The following is a 19983-nucleotide window of genomic DNA, read 5'->3' as shown; positions in this document are numbered from 1 at the left end:
GAGGGGCGGGGGCAGCGGCTCACTCCACGGTCTGGCGGCCTTCCGGGCGGGCGCTGCACGAGCTGCGGAAGGAGCAGTGGTCGCAGTGCTTGCCCGCGGCGGGCGCGAAGCGCTCGTCCAGCACCCGGCCGGCGGCGGTGGCGAGGAGGTCGCCGACCCACTCGCCGTCGAGCGGCTGCTGGCCCTGCACCTTGGGCACCTCGTCGCCGCCGTCCTTCTTGGGCGCGCCCTGGCGCAGCTGGACGAGTTCGGCGCCGCCGGGTGCGGGGCGCACGCCGTCGAAGGCCTCGTCGACGGCGCCTTCGCGCACGGCGAGCTGGTAGACGGCGAGCTGGGGGTGGCGGGCGACCTCGTCCCTGGTGGGCGCGGACTTGCCGGTCTTGAAGTCGACGACGTACGCGCGCCCCTGCGGGTCCGATTCGACGCGGTCCATGGAGCCGCGGATCCGGACCGTGTGGTCGCCTGCTTCGAGGGTGACGTCGAACTCGTGCTCCGTGGCCACCGCGGCCCGGCCGCCGCGGTCGGTGACGTGCCAGCGCAGGAACCGCTTGAGGGCGGCGCGGGCGTTCTCCTTCTCCTGGGCCGACTTCCAGGGCGCGTCGAAGGCGAGGGCGTCCCAGACGGAGTCGAGGCGTTCCATGAGGACGGCCAGGTCGGCGGGGGTGCGGCCGGAGGCGACCTCGTCGGCGAGGACGTGGACGACGTTGCCGAACCCCTGGGCGGCGGTGGAGGGGGCGTCGGCCTTGACCTCGCGGCCGAGGAACCACTGGAGCGAGCAGGTGTTGGCGAGCTGGTCCAGGGCGCTGCCGGAGAGGGCGACGGGCCGGTCCCGGTCGCGCAGCGGGACGCTGCTGCGGGTGGGCTCGTACAGCCCCCACCAGCGCTGCGGATGCGCGGCGGGGACCAGCGGGCGGTCCTCGTCGTCGGTGAGCGCGGCGAGGCGGGCGAGGCGGCGGGCGGCCGCGTCGCGCAGGGCGGGCGAGGCCTCGGGGTCGACGGTGGTGGCGCGCAGCTCGGCGACGAGGGCGGGAACGGCGAGGGGGCGGCGGGGGCGGCCGGTGACGTCCTTCGGGGTGACGCCGAGTTCGGTGAGGAAGCGGGAGGGCTGGTCGCCGTCCTCGGCGGGGGCCTTGACGGCGGTGACGACGAGGCGGTCGCGGGCGCGGGTGGCGGCGACGTAGAACAGCCGGCGCTCCTCGGCGAGGAGCGCGCCGGGGGTGAGGGGTTCGGCGAGGCCGTCGCGGCCGATGCGGTCGGCCTCGAGGAGGGAGCCGCGGCGGCGGAGGTCGGGCCACAGGCCCTCCTGTACGCCGGCCACGACGACCAGGGACCACTCCAGGCCCTTGGAGCGGTGGGCGGTCATCAGCCGGACCGCGTCGGGGCGGGTGGCGCGGGTCGTCAACGTGTCGGCGGCGATGTCCTCCGCCTCCAGTTGTTCGAGGAAGTTGAGGGCGCCGCGGCCGCCGGTGCGGTCCTCGGCGCGGGCGGCGGTGTCGAAGAGGGCGCAGACGGCGTCGAGGTCGCGGTCGGCGTTGCGGCCGGCCGCGCCGCCGCGGCGGGCGGAGCGCTCGAGCCGCTGGGGCCAGGGGGTGCCGTCCCAGAGGGTCCACAGGGCCTCTTCGGCGGTGCCGCCGCCCTGGAGGAGCTCGCGGGCCTTGCGCAGGAGGAGGCCGAGGCGCTGCGCTCCGCGGGCGTAGGCGGGGTCGTGGGCGGTGAGCCGTTCGGGCTCGGCGAGGGCGCGGGCGAGCAGGACGTCGCTGGGCGCGGGCACCTTGACGCCCGCGGCGCGCTCCTCCTCGCGCAGGGCCCGGCCGAGGCGGCGCAGGTCGGCGGCGTCCATCCCGCCGAGCGGCGATCCGAGCAGACCGATCGCGGCCTCCACCCCGATCCCGGACCCATCGGCCTCGCCCGCGGCGGGCTGGGGCTCGGCGGCGTCGGGGGCTGTGGAGTCGGGATCTGCGGTGTCGGGGGTTGCGGAGTCGGGCTCGGCGGCGTCGGCCGCGGGGAGGCCGGACTCGGCGGCGTCGGCCGCGGGGAGGCCGGACTCGGCGGCGTCGGCCGAGGCGGTGGCCGACTCCGCGGCTGTGCGGAGGGCCGTCAGGAGGGGGGCCACCGCCGGTTCGTGGCGGAGGGGGGTGTCCGTGCCGTCCGTTTCCACCGGGACGCCCGCCGTGATCAGGGCGCGCCGCATCGCCGGAAGGGTCCGGCCGCCCGCGCGGACCAGTACGGCCATGTCCTGCCAGGGCACGCCGTCCTCCAGGTGGGCCCTGCGCAGGATGTCGGCGATGTTGTCCAGCTCGGCCCCGGCCGTCGGGTAGGTGTGCACCTCCACCCTGCCGCCCTCCCGCGTGGCCTGGAGGCCGCGGTGCGCGCGGACCGCGGCCGCGGGCAGCCGGGGCAGCGGCATGCGGGTCGTGAGGAGCCGGGTCGCCGCCAGGAGGGCCGCGCCCGAGCGGCGGCCCACCGTGAGGGCCTTGACCGCCGCGCCCGGGAAGGCCGACTCGAAGTCCAGCACGTTGTTGATGTCGGCGCCGCGGAAGGCGTAGATCGACTGGTCCGGGTCGCCGAAGGCGACCAGCGTGCCGCCGGGGCCGTTCAGGGCCCGCAGCAGCCGCAGTTGGGAGGCGTCCGTGTCCTGGTACTCGTCCACGAAGATCACGTCGTAGGCGGACGCGAGGGCCGGGGTGCGCTCCGCCAGGAGCACCGCCCGGTGCAGGAGCTCCGCGTAGTCCAGCGTTCCCTGCATGTCCAGGACGTCCAGGTATTCGGAGAGGAAGGCCGCGGCCGCCTTCCAGTCCGGGCGGCCGGTCCGGGTCGCGAAGGAGTCGAGCGCCGAGGGGCCGAGGCCCAGTTCGCGGGCGCGGGCCAGGACGGCGCGGACCTCGTCCGCGAAGCCGCGCGTGGTCAGCGCGGCCCGTAGGTCGTCCGGCCAGCGGATGGAGCGGATCCGGCGCTGGCCCTCCAGGAGGGTGCGGACCATCACGTCCTGCTCCGGGCCGGACAGCAGCCGCAGCGGATCGGCGAAGAGGTCGGTGTCCTGGTGGGCGCGGACGAGCCCGTAGCAGAAGGAGTGGAAGGTGGTCGCCTGCGGAGCCCGCGCGCCGCCGAGCCGCAGGGCGGTCCGGTCGCGCAGTTCCACGGCCGCCTTGCGGCTGAAGGTGAGGATCAGGATCCGGGCGGGGTCCGTGCCCGCCTCCACCCGGGCGGCGACGGCCTCGACCAGGGTGGTCGTCTTCCCGGTGCCCGGTCCGGCCAGGAGCAGAAGCGGTCCGCCGGTGTGATCAACCACCGCGCGCTGTGCTGCGTCCAGGACAGGGGGACCCACCCGTTCCGGTCCGGTGCGCACGAGGCGGTACGCGTCAGGGGTCCGCGTACGCCGCCGCTCGGTGCGGTCGGAAGGAGAGGTGATCACGTGAGCTGCCGGTCCTGGTGGGTCTTCGGGTGGCACCGCGACGGCGGCGGCCGGAGCGGAAGAGGCAACGCTACGGCAACCGGCCGATCCCGCGCAGTCCGTCTCCGTCCCCCGGACGGGCCTTCGCACGGGCGCTCGACCGCCCGCCCGGGCCGCGCATGGCCGAAGCTGTCAGGTGTGAGCCTCGTCGCGGTCCCCGTCGCGCTCTTCGCCGCCGTCCCAGCGTGCCCGGCGCATGTCGAGGCGCGGCTCGCCGCCGGCCGTCAGGCGCAGCGGGGTGGCCTCCGCCCGGTAGTGCTCCAGGGCCCGGCGCTCGCTGCCGGGCAGCGGTACGCCGTCCGCGCGCACCACCCGCCACCAGGGCACGGCCCCTCCGTACAGGGCCATGACGCGGCCGACTTGGCGCGGTCCGCCCTCGCCGAGCCACTCGGCGACGTCTCCGTACGTCATCACCCGGCCGGGCGGAATACGCTCGGCCACCTCCAGCACGTGCTCCGCGTACGCGGGCAGCTCCTCGCTCATTCGGCCCATGGTGCAGCACGGCGGCCCCCGGGCGGCGGAAGGCAAGGTTCCGTACCGGCGCGCACCCTGATGCCCCGCGCGCAGGTCGGTCCGTGCCACCATCTTGCGGGCGGTGACTGGTGATACGTGATCAAGAAGAGACGGAAGTGACGACTAAGGAGCAGGGTGTGAGCCCTCCGGACGGCGCGGCGGCGGACGACGACGCGACGCGCCCAGACGACGGCCCCGCCCCCCGGCCCAGACCCCTGTCCGAGCCCGGACCCGAGCCCGCAGCAGGCAGCGGAGCGCGCGGCGGAGCGGAGCCGGAGGGCCCGCACGGGCACGCTCCCACCGCCGCCGACCAGGTGGAGGTCGACGAACCGCTGCTCGCCGCCCGCGTGCACCGCCCCTCCGACCTCGTACGCCTGCTCGTCGGCATCCTCGGCATCGCCGTCGTCCTCGGCATCGCCGCCTTCGCCCACGGCACCACCGTCGGCCTGGAAGAGGACATCAACAAGGGGACCGGCCAGGCGCCCGACCTGCTGATCAAGGTCGCCGCGCTGGTGTCGAGCATCGCGGTGCTGCTGCTCCCGGTCGCCTTCGCCATCGAGCGGCTGATCAAACGCGACGGCCTGCGCATCGCCGACGGCGTGCTCGCCGCCGTGCTCGCGCACGGGGTCACGCTCGCCACCGACCTGTGGGTCTCGCAAGCCGCTCCGGGCACGATCCAGGACGCCTTGACCCGGTCCGCGGGCAGCGGCGGGGCCCTCACCGATCCGGTGCACGGCTATCTCGCGCCCGTGATCGCGTACATGACGGCCGTCGGGATGACCCGCCGGCCGCGCTGGCGCGTGGCGCTGTGGGTGGTCCTGCTGATGGACGCGTTCACGATGCTGGTCAGCGGCTACACCACTCCCTTCTCGATCATCCTGACCGTGCTGATCGGCTGGAGCGTCGCGTACGGGACGCTGTACGCCGTCGGCTCGCCCAATGTGCGCCCCACCGGGCAGACCCTCCTCGCGGGACTGCGCCGGGTCGGCTTCCGGCCGGTCAGCGCGATGCGCGCCGAGGTCACCGAGGGCGGCCCGGAGTCCTCCGAGGTCAGCGACCGCGGGCGGCGCTACCACGTCACCCTGGAGGACGGCCCGCCGCTCGACGTCACCGTCGTCGACCGCGAGCAACAGGCCCAAGGCTTCTTCTACCGGGTCTGGCGCCGGCTCACCCTGCGCGGCATCACCACCCGGCGCAGCCTGCAGTCGCTGCGCCAGGCGCTGGAGCAGGAGGCGCTGCTCGCGTACGCCGCCATCGCGGCCGGGGCGAACGCGCCGAAGCTGATCGCCACCTCCGAGCTCGGCCCGGACGCCGTGATGCTCGTGTACGAGCACCTGGGCGGCCGCACCCTGGACTCCCTCTCCGACCAGGAGATCACCGACGAGCTGAGCCGCAACGCCTGGGAGCAGGTACGGGCCCTCCAGTCGCGGCGGATCGCGCACCGGCGGCTGACCGGGGACGCCCTGGTGGTGGATCGTTCCGGCACGGTCATCCTCACCGACCTGCGCGGCGGCGAGATCGCGGCGGGCGACCTGGTACTCCGGATGGACATCGCCCAGCTGCTCACCACGCTCGGCCTGCGGGTCGGCGCGGAGCGGGCGGTGGACTCGGCGGTGTCGGTGCTCGGCCCGGACGCGGTGGCGGACTGCCTGCCGCTGCTCCAGCCGATCGCGCTGAGCCGCTCCACCCGGGCCACGCTGCGCAAGCTGGCCCGGGAGCGGGCGGACCGGCAGCGGGAGGCCGTACTGGAGTCCTCGCGGGCGGCCAAGGCGGCGCGCGGGGCGGACGCCTCCGCCACCAGCCCGGCCGCGGACCGCAAGGCCGAGAAGAAGGCGCTGGACGACGCCCTGGACGGGGCCCGCGAGGAGGACCTGCTGAGCCAGATCCGCCGGCAGGTGCTGCTGATCCGCCCGCAGGCGCCGGTGGAACCGGCCCGGCTGGAGCGGATCCGGCCGCGCACGCTGGTGTCGTTCATCGCGGGCGCGTTCGGTGCGTACTTCCTGCTGACGCAGCTGGCCCACGTGGAATTCGGCAAGATCATCAGCGAGGCCGAGTGGGGCTGGGTCGGGGCGGCGCTGGCGTTCTCGGCGCTGAGCTACTTCGCGGCGGCGATGAGCCTGCTGGGCTTCGTGCCCGAGCGGGTGCCGTTCCTGCGGACCGTGGTGGCCCAGGTGGCCGGGTCCTTCGTGAAGCTGGTGGCTCCGGCGGCGGTCGGCGGTGTCGCGCTGAACACCCGGTTCCTCCAGCGGGCCGGGATCCGGCCGGGGCTCGCGGTCGCGAGCGTGGGCGCCTCGCAGCTGTTCGGTCTGGCGAGCCACATCCTGCTGCTGCTGTCCTTCGGCTACCTGACGGGCACGGAGAACGCCACGGAGATGACCCCTTCCCGGACGGTCATCGCGGGCCTGCTGACGGTGGCGGTGCTGGTGATGGTGATGACGGCGGTGCCGTTCATGCGGAAGTTCGTCGTGACGCGGGTACGGGCGCTGTTCGCCGGGGTCGTGCCGCGCATGCTGGACGTGCTCCAGCGGCCGCAGAAGCTGGTGACGGGCATCGGCGGGATGCTGCTGCTGACGGGCTGCTTCGTGATGTGCCTGGACGCGTCGATCCGGGCGTTCGGCGACGGCCAGGCCATCAGCTACGCGAGCATCGCGGTGGTGTTCCTCGCGGGCAACGCGCTGGGGTCGGCCGCGCCGACGCCGGGCGGTATGGGCGCGGTGGAGGGGGCGCTCACGGTGGGTCTGGTCGCCGTGGGCCTGCAGTACGACGTCGCCTTCTCCGCGGTGCTGCTGTTCCGGGCGATGACCTTCTGGCTGCCGGTGCTGCCGGGGTGGATCGCGTTCAACTTCCTGACGCGCAAGGAAGCCATCTAGGGCCTGGTCCGCCCGGCCGCCGTCAGAAGGCGAGCAGGAGGGTGGCCAAGAGGGCTGTCGCGCAGGCGAGTTCGACGGCGCCGACCAGGGGGACGCGGAGGCCTCGGCCCGGGAGGGCGGCGGCTCGGGCCAGGTAGGCCGTGAAGGGGAGGGCCAGCCACGGGGAGAGGCAGGCGGCCGCCGCCAGGGCCAGGGCGTGGTAGGTCACCGAGCCGACCCGGTAGGCCCGGGAGTTCCGCTCGCGGATCATCGTCTTCACGTACGGGACCGTGCCCGCGAAGTACAGCAGGCAGGCCACCGCCGGCTCCCAGGACCGCGCCGGGCCGAGGCCGCCCAGGCCGGCCGCCACCATCAGCATCCCGCAGGCCGGGACCACCGCCGCCAGGCCGTTGACCAGGGCCCGCTCCCGGCCGCGCCGGGCGTGGTACGTGTTCACCGCCACGAACGGCGCGGCGAGCAGCGCGGCCGCCGCCAGCCACGGGTACAGCACCGCCAGCGGGACGCCCGTCACCGCGAAGGCCGCGCCGAAGACCACGGCCGGCCGCGCGTGCCGGCGCGCCGACCGCAGCCCGCGCGCCCGCAGCCTCAGCCACTGCTGGGCGTGGAAGACGGCGACGTATCCGAGCAGCCAGGCCGCGAACAGCGCCGCGTGCGCCCAGCCGGGCCGGGGCGCGAGGAACGTGCCCGCGAGGAACGGGACCGCGAGCATCGCCCACGCCCCGTGCTGGTCCGGTATCCATTTGCGCACCTGAGTCACCCGGGGCACCCGACCCTTAATTGGAATTCCATCGCGTAATTTCCGCCCTCTTCGCCGAAGTTGACGTCCTTCCAGCGTGGCAGACACTCGGCCTGTGAAATACCGGAAAGAGGTCATGCCCGCACGGGACCTTTGTCACCGCTTTCGCCTTTTCCACAGGCGTAGCGTCGATACGCACCATTCATTCCGGCCTGGAGGGTCGCTTTGCAGGAGCGTCAGGGACATCAGGACGCCGCCGATTCGCTCATCAGGGCGGGCAGCTTCTTCACCCGGGCCGAGGTGTCCGAGGACCTGCGTACCGTCCATCACACGGGCGGGCGCGCGGCGGAGGCCTTCTACCGGGACCGGTGGAGCCACGACAAGGTCGTGTACTCGACCCACGGCGTCAACTGCACCGGTTCGTGCCGGTGGAAGGTGTACGTCAAGGACGGGATCATCACCTGGGAGACCCAGGCGACCGACTACCCGTCCGTCGGCCCGGACCGGCCCGAGTACGAGCCCCGCGGCTGCCCCCGCGGCGCCTCCTTCTCCTGGTACTCCTACTCCCCCACCCGCGTGCGCTACCCGTACGTGCGCGGCGAACTGCTGAGCATGTACCGCGAGGCGAAGGAGCGGCTGGGCGATCCGGTCGAGGCCTGGGCGGACATCCAGGGCGATCCCGAGCGGCGCCGCGCCTACCAGCGGGCCCGCGGCAAGGGCGGTCTGGTGCGGGCGACGTGGGAGGAGGCCACGGAGATCGTCGCCGCCGCGCACGTGCACACGATCAAGGAGCACGGGCCGGACCGCGTCGCCGGCTTCTCCCCGATCCCGGCCATGTCGATGGCCTCGCACGCCTCCGGCGCCCGGTTCCACTCCCTCATCGGCGCGCCGATGCTGTCGTTCTACGACTGGTACGCGGACCTGCCGGTGGCCTCGCCGCAGGTGTTCGGCGACCAGACGGACGTGCCGGAGTCGGGCGACTGGTGGGACGCCGCGTACCTGATGATGTGGGGCTCCAACGTCCCCGTCACCCGCACCCCGGACGCGCACTGGATGGCCGAGGCGCGCTACCGCGGGCAGAAGGTCGTCACCGTCTCCCCGGATTTCGCGGACAACACGAAATTCGCCGACGAATGGATGCACCCGCACCCCGGTACGGACGGCGCGCTCGCCCTCGCCATGGGGCACGTGATCCTCAAGGAATTCTTCGTCGACCGCGAGACCCCCTTCTTCACCGACTACGTCCGCAAGTACACCGATCTTCCCTTCCTCGTCTCCCTGCGGGAAACGGAACAGGGCCTCGTTCCCGGCAAGTTCGTCACGGCCGCCGATCTGGGCCGGGACACGGAGAACGCCGACTGGAAGACGGTGCTCGTCGACGACGCCACCGGTGAGCCCGTCGTCCCGAACGGCACCCTCGGACACCGCTGGGGCAAGAACGAGACCCCCGAGTGGAACCTGGACCTCGGCGACACCGTGCCCCGGCTGTCCCTGATCGGGGAGGGCGAGAGCGCCGAGATCGTCCTGCCGCGCTTCGAGGACGACGAGCGCGGCGGCACGGTCCGCCGCGGGGTTCCGGTCCGCCGCCTCGGGGACCGGCTGGTCACCACCGTCTTCGACCTGATGCTCGCCCAGTACGGGGTCGGCCGCGAGGGCCTGCCCGGCGAGTGGCCCACGGGCTACGAGGACGCGAGCCAGCCCGGCACCCCCGGCTGGCAGGAGTCGCTGACCTCGGTGCCGGCGGCCCAGGCCGCCCGGGTGGCGCGGGAGTTCGCGCAGACCGCCGAGCAGTCGCAGGGCCGCTGCATGATCCTGATGGGTGCGGGCACGAACCACTGGTTCCACTCCGAGACCATCTACCGCTCCTTCCTCGCCCTGCTCACGCTCACCGGCTGCCAGGGCCGCAACGGCGGCGGCTGGGGCCACTACGTCGGCCAGGAGAAGTGCCGTCCGGTGACCGGCTGGGCCACGCTCGCCGCCGCCTCCGACTGGTCGCGACCGCCGCGCCAGATGATCGGCGCCGCCTGGTTCTACCTGCACACCGACCAGTGGCGCTACGACACCCTGCCCGCCGGGGCGCTGGCCTCCCCGCTGGGCACGGGCAGCTTCGAGGGCATGACCGGCTCCGACTGCCTGGCGGCGAGCGCCCGGATGGGCTGGATGCCGTCCTACCCGACCTTCGACCGTAACCCCCTCGAGCTGGGCGAGGCCGCCGACCCCGTTGCCGAAACGATTCAGCAGCTCAAGGACGGCACCCTCGGCTTCGCCGGCGAGGACCCGGACGCCCCGCGCAACTGGCCGCGCGTGCTCAACGTGTGGCGGGCCAACCTGCTCGGCTCCAGCTCCAAGGGCAACGAGTACTTCCTCAAGCACCTCCTCGGCACGCACTCCAACCTCCCCGAGGACGGCCCGCGCTGCACTCCGAAGGACGTCACGTACCGCGCGGAGGACGTCGAGGGGAAGCTGGACCTCCTCATGACCATGGACTTCCGGATGACGTCCACGACGCTCCTGTCCGACGTGGTCTTCCCCGCGGCGACCTGGTACGAGAAGCACGACCTGTCCTCCACGGACATGCACCCCTTCCTGCACGCCTTCACCCCGGCCGTGGACCCGCCGTGGCAGGCCCGCTCCGACTACGACGCCTTCCGCGGCCTGGCCGAGCGCTTCGGCGAGCTCGCCCGGACCCACCTGGGCGTCCGCCGGGACCTGGTGGCGACCGCCCTCCAGCACGACACCCCGGGCGGCGAGATGGCCCAGCCCGGCGGGGTCGCGCTGGACTGGTCCAAGGGCGAGTGCGAACCCGTACCGGGCCGGACCATGTACAACCTGACCGTCGTCGAACGCGACTACGGGGCGGTCGGCGAGAAGTTCTCCGCGCTCGGCCCGCTGGTCGACCGGCTCGGCGTGACCACGAAGGCGATCACCTTCGACGTGGCCGAGGAGGTCGCCTACCTCGGCGAGAAGAACGGCACCGTCCGCGGCGGGGTCGCCGACGGCCGCCCTCGCCTGGACACCGCGCAGCGGGCCTGCGAGGCGATCCTCTCCCTCTCGGGCACCTCCAACGGACGCCTGGCCACGCAGGGCTTCGAGACCCTGGAGAAGCAGGTCGGCACGCACATGGCCCACCTGGCCGCCGAGGCCGAGGGCAAGCGGATCACCTTCGCCGACACCCAGGCCCGGCCCGTCCCCGTGATCACCTCGCCCGAGTGGTCCGGGTCGGAGGCCGGCGGACGCCGGTACACGGCCTTCACCGTCAACACCGAGCACCTCAAGCCCTGGCACACCCTCACCGGCCGCCAGCACTTCTTCATCGACCACGACTGGCTGCACGAGGTCGGCGAATCGCTGCCCGTCTACAAGCCGCCGCTGAACATGCACACCCTGTACGGGGAGCCCGAGCTCGGCACCGTCGACGAGAAGGCGAAGTCGGTGGCCGTGCGCTACCTGACCCCGCACAACAAGTGGGCGATCCACAGCCAGTACCAGGACAACCTCTACATGATGACGCTGGGCCGCGGCGGCCAGACGGTGTGGATGTCCCCGCAGGACGCCGAGGCGATCGGGGTCGCGGACAACGACTGGATCGAGGCCGTCAACCGCAACGGCGTGATCACCGCACGCGCGATCGTCTCCCACAAGATGCCGCCCGGCACCGTCTACATGAACCACGCGCAGGAGCGGACGGTCGGCGTCCCCAAGACCGAGAAGACCGGCCGCCGCGGCGGCATCCACAACTCGCTCACCCGGGTGATGCTCAAGCCCACCCACCTCATCGGCGGCTACGCCCAGCTGACCTGGGCCTTCAACTACCTCGGCCCGACCGGCAACCAGCGCGACGAGGTGACGGTCATCCGCCGCCGCGACCAGAAGGTGGAGTACTGACAGATGCGCGTCATGGCACAGATCGCGATGGTCATGAACCTCGACAAGTGCATCGGCTGTCACACCTGTTCGGTCACCTGCAAGCAGGCCTGGACCAACCGGCAGGGCACCGAGTACGTCTGGTTCAACAACGTCGAGACCCTCCCCGGCCAGGGCTACCCGCGCCGCTGGGAGGACCAGGAGAAGTGGAAGGGCGGCTGGGAGCGCACCCGGTCCGGGCGGCTGCGCCTGAAGGCGGGCGGCCGGCTGAGGAAGCTCGGCGAGATCTTCGCCAACCCGCACCTGCCGGAGATCGACGACTACTACCAGCCCTGGACCTACGAGTACAAGAACCTCACCGAGGCCCCGGCGGGCGACGACATGCCCACCGCGCGGCCCGTCTCCCAGGTCACCGGCGAGCCGATCGACAAGATCGAGTGGGGCCCGAACTGGGACGACAACCTCGGCGGCGCCCCGGCGAACGCGCCGAAGGACCCGATCGTGGAGAAGATCCGCGACGAGGTGGGCGAGAAGATCCGCTTCGAGTTCGAGCAGAGCTTCATGTTCTACCTCCCCCGGATCTGCGAGCACTGCCTGAACCCGGCCTGCGTCTCGTCCTGCCCGTCCGGCGCGATGTACAAGCGCGAGGAGGACGGCATCGTCCTCGTCGACCAGGACCGGTGCCGCGGCTGGCGCATGTGCGTGACCGGATGCCCTTACAAGAAGGTGTACTTCAACCACCAGACCGGCAAGGCCGAGAAGTGCACCTTCTGCTTCCCGCGCATCGAGGTCGGCATGCCGACGGTGTGCTCGGAGACCTGCGTGGGCCGCATGCGCTACCTCGGCGTGATGCTGTACGACGCCGACAAGGTCGCCGAGGCCGCGGCCGTGGAGGACGAGCACGACCTCTACCCCGCCCAGGTGGAGTGCTTCCTCGACCCGCACGACCCGGCCGTGGTCGCCGCCGCGAAGAGCGCCGGCCTCACCCACGAGTGGATCGACGCGGCGCAGAACTCGCCCGTCTACGACCTGATCGCCACCTACCAGGTCGCCCTTCCCCTGCACCCGGAGTACCGGACCATGCCCATGGTCTGGTACGTGCCCCCGCTCTCGCCCGTCGTCGAGGCGGTCGCGGCGACCGGCAGCGACGGCGAGGACGCGGGCAACCTGTTCGGCGCCATCGACGCCCTGCGCATCCCCGTGGAGTACCTCGCGGCGATCCTCACGGCCGGCGACACGTACGCCGTCGAGGCGGTGCTGCGCCGGATGGCCGCGATGCGCGCCTACATGCGCGGGATCAACCTCGGCGGGAAGGCCGACGAGTCGATCGCCACGGCGGTCGGCCTCACCGGCGTCGAGATGGAGGACATGTTCCGGCTGCTCGCGATCGCCAAGATCGAGGACCGGTTCGTGGTCCCCAGCGCCGCCCGCGCCGACGCCGAGGCACTCGCCGACACCCATCCGCTGGACGCCGAGTGCCCCGTCGGGGCGGTGGGCGAGCCACGCGTGATGCTCAACCTCAGTCCCACCAGGAGAAGTTCGTGAGCCTCCGGTCCCCCCGCTCCTCCCATGCCCTGGTGCGCCTGGTCGCGGGCTGCGCGCTGCAGTACCCCGGCGACCACTTCCACGACGAACTCCCGCGGCTCCGTGCGGCCCTCGCCGGGGCGGCCGCCGAACCGGCCGCGCTGCTCGGCTCGTTCCTCGACCACGCCGCATCCCTGGGCCCGATCGAGCTGTGCGCCGAGTACACCTCGACCTTCGACACCCGCAACCGGCGCTGCCTCTACCTCACCTGGTGGGTGGACGGCGACACCCGCCGCCGCGGCCTGTCCCTGGTCCGGCTGAAGCGGATCTACCGGGACTTCGGGCTGGAGTTCGCGGGCGAGGAGCTGCCCGACTTCCTGCCGGTGGCCCTGGAGTTCGCCGCGCTGTGCGGGCGGGCCGGGACCGAGCTGCTCCAGGAGCACCGGGCCGGGCTGGAGCTGCTGCGGCTCGCGCTGACCGAGTCCGGGTCCCCGTACGCCCGGGTGCTGGAGGCGGTCTGCTCGACCCTGCCGGGCCAGTCCCCCCGGACCAAGGCCGAGGCGAAGGCGCTCGCGAAGAACGGGCCGCCGCAGGAGCTGGTGGGCGCGGGCTCCCCGCTCGAACCCTTCGGCCCCGGCCTCGACATGCCCGCAGACCTGCCCGCCGACCTGCCCACGGGCCGGCCCACCGACCTCCCCTGGCCCACCACCGCGGAAAGGCAGACGGCCTGATGGACCTCCTCCTGTGGGGCGTGCTCCCGTACGTCTCCGTCGCACTGCTGATCGCGGGCACGGTCTGGCGGGCCCGGTACGACCGGTTCGGCTGGACCACCCGCTCCTCGCAGCTGCACGAGTCGCGGCTGCTGCGCATCGGCTCCCCGCTGTTCCACTTCGGCATGCTGTTCGTGGTGCTGGGCCACGTCGTGGGTCTGCTGATCCCGATGAGCTGGACCGACGCGGTGGGCCTGAGCGACCACGCCTACCACCTGCTGGCCGTCTCCACCGGCGCGGTCGCGGGCGTCGCGGCCGCCGCCGGCATCGGGATCCTGGTCTACCGGCGCTTCACGGTCCCGGCCGTGCGCAGGGCGACGCTCAAGGGCGACCACCTGATGTACACCGTCCTGCTCGGCGCGATGGTCCTCGGCCTGACGGCCACGATCCTCAACTCCACCGGGCAGACGGGCGGCTACAACTACCGCGAGGGCATCTCGGTCTGGTTCCGCAGCCTGTTCGCCCTCAGCCCCGACTACCACCTGATGGCGGGCGCCCCGCTCGCCTTCAAGCTGCACATCCTGTTCGGCTTCACGCTGTTCGCGCTGATCCCCTACTCCCGTCTGGTGCACATGTTCTCGGCTCCGCTGGCGTACCTGGTGCGGCCGTACGTCGTCTACCGGCGGCGGGACCCGAAGCAGCTGGCCAACCGCCCGAGCAGGCGCGGCTGGGAGCGGGTGTCGTGAAGCCGCCCAGCATCGTGCGCCGGCCCCGGCACGCCGTGTCCGAGCGGCCGTTCATCGTCATCTGGGAGGCCACCCGGGCCTGTCCGCTGGCCTGTCTCCACTGCCGGGCCGAGGCGCAGACCGCCCGCCACCCGCAGGAGCTCGACGGGGCCGGCGCCCGCCGCGTGATGGACCAGATCGCCGCCTTCGGCCGGCCGGGCCCGCTGTTCGTGATCACCGGCGGGGACCCCTTCCAGCGCACCGACCTCACCGGACTCGTCGCGTACGGGACCTCGCTGGGCCTGCGCGTCGCGGTCTCCCCGTCCGGTACGCCGACGCTCACCCGCGACAACCTCGTCGCGGTGCGCGACGCGGGGGCCGTGGCCCTGTCCCTGTCCCTGGACGGCTCCACCGCCGAGCGGCACGACGCCTTCCGCGGGGTGCCCGGGGTCTACGACTGGACCCTGGACGGCTGGCGGGCGGCCCGCGAGCTCGGGCTCAAGGTGCAGATCAACACCACGGTGTCCCGTGACAGCCTGGAGGACCTGGCCGACATCGCGGCGCTGGTGCGGCGCGAGGGCGCGATGCTCTGGTCGGGCTTCGTCCTGGTCCCGACGGGCCGCGGCGAACAGCTGGACTCCCTGACGCCCGGCGAGATCGAGGACGTCCTGCACTTCCTGTACGACTGCGGCGCCGTGATGGCCACCAAGACCACCGAGGGCCACCACTTCCGGCGGGTCGCGCTCCAGCGCACCGTCCTCGACGCGCGCGGGGAGCGGCCGCGGCTGGGGCCGCTGTACGCGCGCCTGTCGGCCCGCTCCGCCGCGCTGGGGCTCGGCGGCGGGGAGCGGCGGGCGGTGCGGCGCCCGCCGATGGACGTCTCCTCGGGGCGCGGCTTCGTCTTCATCTCGCACACCGGCGAGGTGCACCCGAGCGGCTTCCTGCCCGTGTCGGGCGGCAACGTGAAGACGCGGCCGCTGACGGAGATCTACCGGGAGTCGGAGCTGTTCACACGGCTGCGGGACCCGTCGCTGCTGCGCGGGCAGTGCGGGGCGTGCGAGTACAAGACGGTGTGCGGGGGTTCGCGCTCGCGGGCGTACGGCTTCACGCGGGACGTGCTGGAGTCGGACCCGTACTGCGCGTACGAGCCGGGCAGCTTCCCGTACCAGGACGAGGTGAGGGCTCTGGCCGAAGGCATGAGGCACTGACAGCCGGAAGCCCCATATGTTTCATATGGGGACATATCTTTCGCGGGAGAAGACTATGCGTTCAGTGATCGTCATCGGTGGCGGCATCAGCGGGCTGGCGGCCGCGTGGCAGCTGCGCGGCCGGGCGGATGTCACCGTGCTGGAGAGCCACACCAAGGTCGGCGGCAAGCTCCGCACCGGCACCATCGCCGGAATCACCGTGGACGAGGGCGCGGAGTCCCTGATGGCGCTGCGGCCCGAGGCCGTGGAGCTGGCGGCGGCCGTCGGACTGGGCGACGCACTGTGCGACCCGGCGCAGGCACCGACCACCATCTGGACCAAGGGCGCGCTGCGCCCGCTGCCCGCCGGACACGTCATGGGCGTCCCCACCGACCCCTCGGCACTGGCCGGGACCGGGCTGCTCTCCGCCGAGGGCGTGGCGCGGATGTGCGCGGAGGAGACCCTCGCGGCGGCCCCGCTGACCGAGGACTGCTCGGTGGCCGGCTACCTCGCGGCACGCTTCGGCCAGGAGGCCGTGGACCGGCTCGTCGAGCCCGTACTGGGCGGGGTCTACGCCGGACGCGCCGAACGGCTCTCGCTGCGCGCGGCGATGCCGCGGATCGCGGCGCTGGCGGCGCAGGGCGGGCCGCTGCTGCCCGCGCTGCGCCGGATGAAGGCGGCGGGCGCCCCGCGGTCGGCGGCGGTGGCCGTCCAGGGCGTGGCCGGCGGCACGGGCCGCTTCCCGCAGGCCGTCGCGGAGGCCTGCGGGGCGCGGATCCTGACGGGTACGACGGCCCGCTCGCTGCACCGGATCGCGGGCGACCGGTGGCGGGTGCAGGCCATGACGGGCGACGGCCCGCTGACCATGGAGGCCGACGCGGTGATCCTGGCGCTGCCGGCCTTCGCGGCGGCGGAGCTGCTGCGGCCGCACTCGCCGCTGGCGGAGGCCGACCTCTCGGCGATCCCGCACGCGTCGACGGCGGTGATCACGATGGCGTTCTCCCGCTCCCAGGCGCATTTCCTCCCGGAGGGCAACGGGTTCCTGGTCCCGGCGGTGGACGGGCACACCCTGAAGGCGGCGTCCTTCCTGTCGAACAAGTGGGCCTGGCTGGCCGAGGCCGCTCCGGACACGTTCGTCCTGCGGGCGTCCGTCGGCCGGATCGGCGAGGACCAGCTGCTGGCCCGTCCGGACCGGCACCTGGTCCGCTCCGCGATCACCGAACTCCACCACGCGGTCGGGGCGATGGGCGAGCCGCTGGCGGCGCGGGTCACGCGCTGGGACCGGGGCCTGCCGCAGTACGGCGTGGGCCACCGCGAGCGGGTCGCCCGCATCCGCGAGGCCGCCGCAAAGCTCCCGGGCCTGGCGTTGTGCGGAGCCGCGTACGAGGGCGTCGGCGTGGCCGCCTGCGTGGCCACGGGCCGCTCCGCCGCCCGCCAGCTCCTGGCCGGCTCCTGACCACCCCCCGAACCCCGGGACCCGTTTGGGTCAGCGCGGGGGCGGGGGCGGCGGGCGGCGCCCAGGATGGGGGCATGCCGAGAAACGTCTGGCGGGTCACCGCCGCCGCCGCACTGGCCACCACGCTCTTCGCCACCGCCGGCTGCTCCGACGACGGTGACGAGAAGAAGACGAAGGCCGACGGCACCAAGGAGACCAAGCCCCTCGAATGGGGCGAGTGCCCGGCCCCCACCCCCCTGGAGGGCGGCGGCCAGGCCCCGCCCAAGGACTGGCAGTGCGCCACCCTCGACGTCCCCCTCGACTACGCGAAGCCCGAGGGTGAGACCGTCCCGATCGCCCTCATCCGCGCCAAGGCCCGCGACCAGAAGAACCGCATCGGCTCGCTCGTCTTCAACTTCGGCGGCCCCGGCGGCTCCGGCATCACCACGCTGCCCGGCGCCGCCGAGGAGTACGAGGCCCTGCGCGCCCGGTACGACCTGGTCAGCTTCGACCCCCGCGGGGTCGGCCGCAGCGCCCCCGTCCGCTGCGAGGACGACAAGCAGCTGGACGCCTACTACGCCGCGGACTCCTCGCCCGGCACCCCGCAGGAGGAGAAGGACTTCGTCGACAACATCCGGGCCTACCAGGAGGCCTGCAAGAAGAACTCCGACAAGCTCCTCCCCCACGTCGGCACCTCCAACGCCGCCCGCGACCTGGACCGCATCCGCCAGGCCCTCGGCGACGAGAAGCTGCACTACTTCGGCATCTCCTACGGGACCGAGCTCGGCGGGGTCTACGCCCACCTCTTCCCCAAGAACGTCGGGCGGGCCGTCTTCGACGCCGTCGTGGACCCGACCAAGGACTCCGAGGAGGGCGCGCTCGGCCAGGCGCAGGGCTTCCAGCTCGCCCTCGGCAACTTCGCCCAGGACTGCGTGGACCGCGGCGACAAGTGCAAGCTGCAGGGCAGCACCGCCAAGGAGATCGAGGCCAACATCATCAATCTCCAGAAGGAGCTGGCGGCCAAGCCCATCGCGGGCATCGGCGACCGGCAGCTCACCGAGAGCCAGGCGACCAACGGCATCGCACAGGCCCTGTACTCGCAGGAGCTGTGGCCGCTGCTGGAACAGGGCCTCGACGAGGCCGGCGGCGGCCAGGGCCAGCTGCTGCTCGCCCTCTCCGACGCGCTCAACGGCCGCGACCAGCAAGGGCACTACAGCAATATCGGCGCCGCGAACACCGCCATCAACTGCGCCGACTCCAAGGACCGGTACACGCTGGAGCAGACCAAGGCCAAACTGCCCGCGTTCCGCGCGGCCTCGCCGGTCTTCGGCGACTTCCTCGGCTGGGCGATGCTGGGCTGCACCGACTGGCCCGTCGCGGGCGCCTCGGAGACCCCGGACGTGTCCGCCCCGGGATCCACTCCGATCCTCGTGATCGGCAACACCGGCGACCCGGCCACCCCGTACGAGGGCGCCCGCCGCATGGTCGAGCGGCTCGGCCCCGGCGTCGGCGTCGAGCTCACCTACAAGGGCGAGGGGCACGGTGCGTACAACAGCGGCGACACCTGTGTGCAGGACGCGGTGAACGCGTACCTGCTGGACGGGAAGAAGCCCGCGGCCGGGACCGTCTGCACCGCGAAGGAGAACCCGACCTCGCCCCCGACCGGCTCCCCCGTCTGACCCGGGCATGCCGAAGGGGCCGCACTCCCCAGGGAGTGCGGCCCCTTCGGCGACCGCTAGTAGATCGGCTTGTCCGGCTCGATCTGGTGGACCCAGCCGATGACGCCGCCGCCGACGTGGACCGCGTCCGCGAAGCCGGCCGCCTTCAGGACCGCGAGGACTTCCGCACTGCGGACACCCGTCTTGCAGTGCAAGACGATCCGCTTGTCCTGCGGGAGGTCCTGGAGGGCGGTGCCCATCAGGAACTCGCCCTTGGGGATCAGCTTCGCGCCGGGGATCGAGACGATCTCGTACTCGTTGATCTCGCGGACGTCGATGATCTCGATGTTCTCGCCGTCGTCGATCCACTCCTTGAGCTGCTTGGGAGTGATCGTCGAGCCGGCGGCCGCCTCCTGGGCCTCCTCCGACACGACGCCGCAGAAGGCCTCGTAGTCGATGAGCTCGGTGACGGTCGGGTTCTCGCCGCAGACCGCGCAGTCGGGGTCCTTGCGGACCTTGACCTGGCGGTACTGCATCTCCAGGGCGTCGTAGATCATCAGGCGGCCGACCAGCGGCTCGCCGATGCCCGCGAGGAGCTTGATCGCCTCGTTGACCTGGATGGACCCGATGGACGCGCAGAGCACGCCCAGCACGCCGCCCTCGGCGCAGCTCGGGACCATGCCCGGCGGCGGGGGCTCCGGGTACAGGCAGCGGTAGCACGGGCCGTGCTCGGACCAGAAGACCGAGGCCTGGCCGTCGAAGCGGTAGATCGAGCCCCACACGTACGGCTTGTTCAGCAGCACGCAGGCGTCGTTGACCAGGTAGCGCGTGGCGAAGTTGTCCGTGCCGTCGACGATGAGGTCGTACTGGCTGAAGATCTCCATCACGTTCTCGGCTTCGAGCCGCTCTTCGTGAAGGACCACGTTCACGTACGGGTTGATGCCCAGCACGCTGTCGCGGGCCGACTCCGCCTTGGAACGGCCGATGTCCGCCTGGCTGTGGATGATCTGACGCTGCAGGTTCGACTCGTCGACCTCGTCGAACTCCACGATGCCCAGCGTGCCGACGCCGGCCGCGGCCAGGTACATGAGGGCGGGCGAGCCGAGGCCGCCCGCGCCCACGGCCAGCACCTTGGCGTTCTTCAGGCGCTTCTGGCCGTCCATCCCCACATCGGGGATGATCAGGTGGCGGGAGTACCGACGAACCTCGTCAACGGTGAGCTCAGCAGCTGGCTCGACCAGGGGTGGCAGCGACACGGGGACTCCGTAGATGGTGACGTTCTCAACGGTGGTTCTTCCCGTAACACTGCC

12 protein-coding genes are annotated in these 19983 nt (G+C 72.7%); 8 read left to right on the top strand and 4 right to left on the bottom strand.

Annotated elements, in window-relative coordinates; genetic code table 11:
- Positions 1-19 precede the first annotated feature (19 nt).
- Together ACTVZO_RS27200 and ACTVZO_RS27195 are read right to left on the bottom strand one after the other, a co-directional pair.
- A complete protein-coding gene (locus tag ACTVZO_RS27200; protein WP_443303277.1) occupies positions 20-3346 on the bottom strand; it encodes an ATP-dependent helicase in 3327 nt (1108 codons plus the stop codon).
- 237 nt (positions 3347-3583) lie between these two features.
- The gene (locus ACTVZO_RS27195; RefSeq protein ID WP_384229149.1) at positions 3584-3943 is read right to left on the bottom strand and encodes an MGMT family protein; all 360 of its coding nucleotides are present in this window, start codon (positions 3941-3943) and stop codon (positions 3584-3586) included.
- Between the two features lie 110 nt (positions 3944-4053).
- Between ACTVZO_RS27195 and ACTVZO_RS27190 the strand changes: the two genes are divergently transcribed.
- A complete protein-coding gene (locus tag ACTVZO_RS27190; protein WP_443300859.1) occupies positions 4054-6834 on the top strand; it encodes a lysylphosphatidylglycerol synthase transmembrane domain-containing protein in 2781 nt (926 codons plus the stop codon).
- 22 nt (positions 6835-6856) lie between these two features.
- Here ACTVZO_RS27190 and ACTVZO_RS27185 read toward each other — a convergent pair whose 3' ends face one another.
- Entirely contained in the window at positions 6857-7591 is a 735-nt protein-coding gene (locus ACTVZO_RS27185; protein WP_443300858.1) for a YwiC-like family protein, read from the bottom strand.
- 204 nt (positions 7592-7795) lie between these two features.
- On the opposite strand from ACTVZO_RS27185, the gene ACTVZO_RS27180 reads away from it, so the two are divergent.
- The 7 genes from ACTVZO_RS27180 to ACTVZO_RS27150 all read left to right on the top strand — a co-directional run bounded on the left by ACTVZO_RS27180 (position 7796) and on the right by ACTVZO_RS27150 (position 18694).
- The gene (locus ACTVZO_RS27180) at positions 7796-11455 is read left to right on the top strand and encodes a nitrate reductase subunit alpha (RefSeq protein ID WP_443300857.1); all 3660 of its coding nucleotides are present in this window, start codon (positions 7796-7798) and stop codon (positions 11453-11455) included.
- Positions 11456-11458: 3 nt separating this feature from the next.
- A complete protein-coding gene (gene narH, locus ACTVZO_RS27175; protein WP_443300856.1) occupies positions 11459-12979 on the top strand; it encodes a nitrate reductase subunit beta in 1521 nt (506 codons plus the stop codon).
- Positions 12976-13689, top strand: a complete 714-nt coding sequence (narJ, locus tag ACTVZO_RS27170) for a nitrate reductase molybdenum cofactor assembly chaperone (protein ID WP_443300855.1) — start codon at positions 12976-12978, stop codon at positions 13687-13689. The genes narH and narJ overlap by 4 nt, the downstream gene beginning before the upstream one ends.
- Positions 13689-14414, top strand: coding sequence for a respiratory nitrate reductase subunit gamma (gene narI, locus ACTVZO_RS27165; RefSeq protein ID WP_443300854.1), 726 nt, complete (start codon positions 13689-13691; stop codon positions 14412-14414). The genes narJ and narI overlap by 1 nt, the downstream gene beginning before the upstream one ends.
- Positions 14411-15601 (top strand): TIGR04053 family radical SAM/SPASM domain-containing protein, encoded by a 1191-nt coding sequence (locus tag ACTVZO_RS27160; protein WP_443300853.1) that lies wholly within the window; start codon positions 14411-14413, stop codon positions 15599-15601. The genes narI and ACTVZO_RS27160 overlap by 4 nt, the downstream gene beginning before the upstream one ends.
- A 55-nt stretch (positions 15602-15656) precedes the next feature.
- Entirely contained in the window at positions 15657-17036 is a 1380-nt protein-coding gene (gene hemG / locus ACTVZO_RS27155) for a protoporphyrinogen oxidase (protein WP_443300852.1), read from the top strand.
- A gap of 74 nt (positions 17037-17110) precedes the next feature.
- Positions 17111-18694, top strand: coding sequence for an alpha/beta hydrolase (locus tag ACTVZO_RS27150; protein ID WP_443300851.1), 1584 nt, complete (start codon positions 17111-17113; stop codon positions 18692-18694).
- A gap of 56 nt (positions 18695-18750) precedes the next feature.
- Here ACTVZO_RS27150 and moeZ read toward each other — a convergent pair whose 3' ends face one another.
- Positions 18751-19929, bottom strand: a complete 1179-nt coding sequence (moeZ, locus tag ACTVZO_RS27145; RefSeq protein WP_384222576.1) for an adenylyltransferase/sulfurtransferase MoeZ — start codon at positions 19927-19929, stop codon at positions 18751-18753.
- Between the last annotated feature and the right edge of the window lie 54 nt (positions 19930-19983).

The organism is Streptomyces sp. IBSNAI002, from assembly GCF_052244475.1.
In the GTDB taxonomy this organism is placed as follows: Bacteria; Actinomycetota; Actinomycetes; order Streptomycetales; family Streptomycetaceae; genus Streptomyces.
The sequence above is the reverse complement of the archived record's forward strand: the minus strand, read 5'-3'. Positions and strand labels throughout refer to the sequence as shown.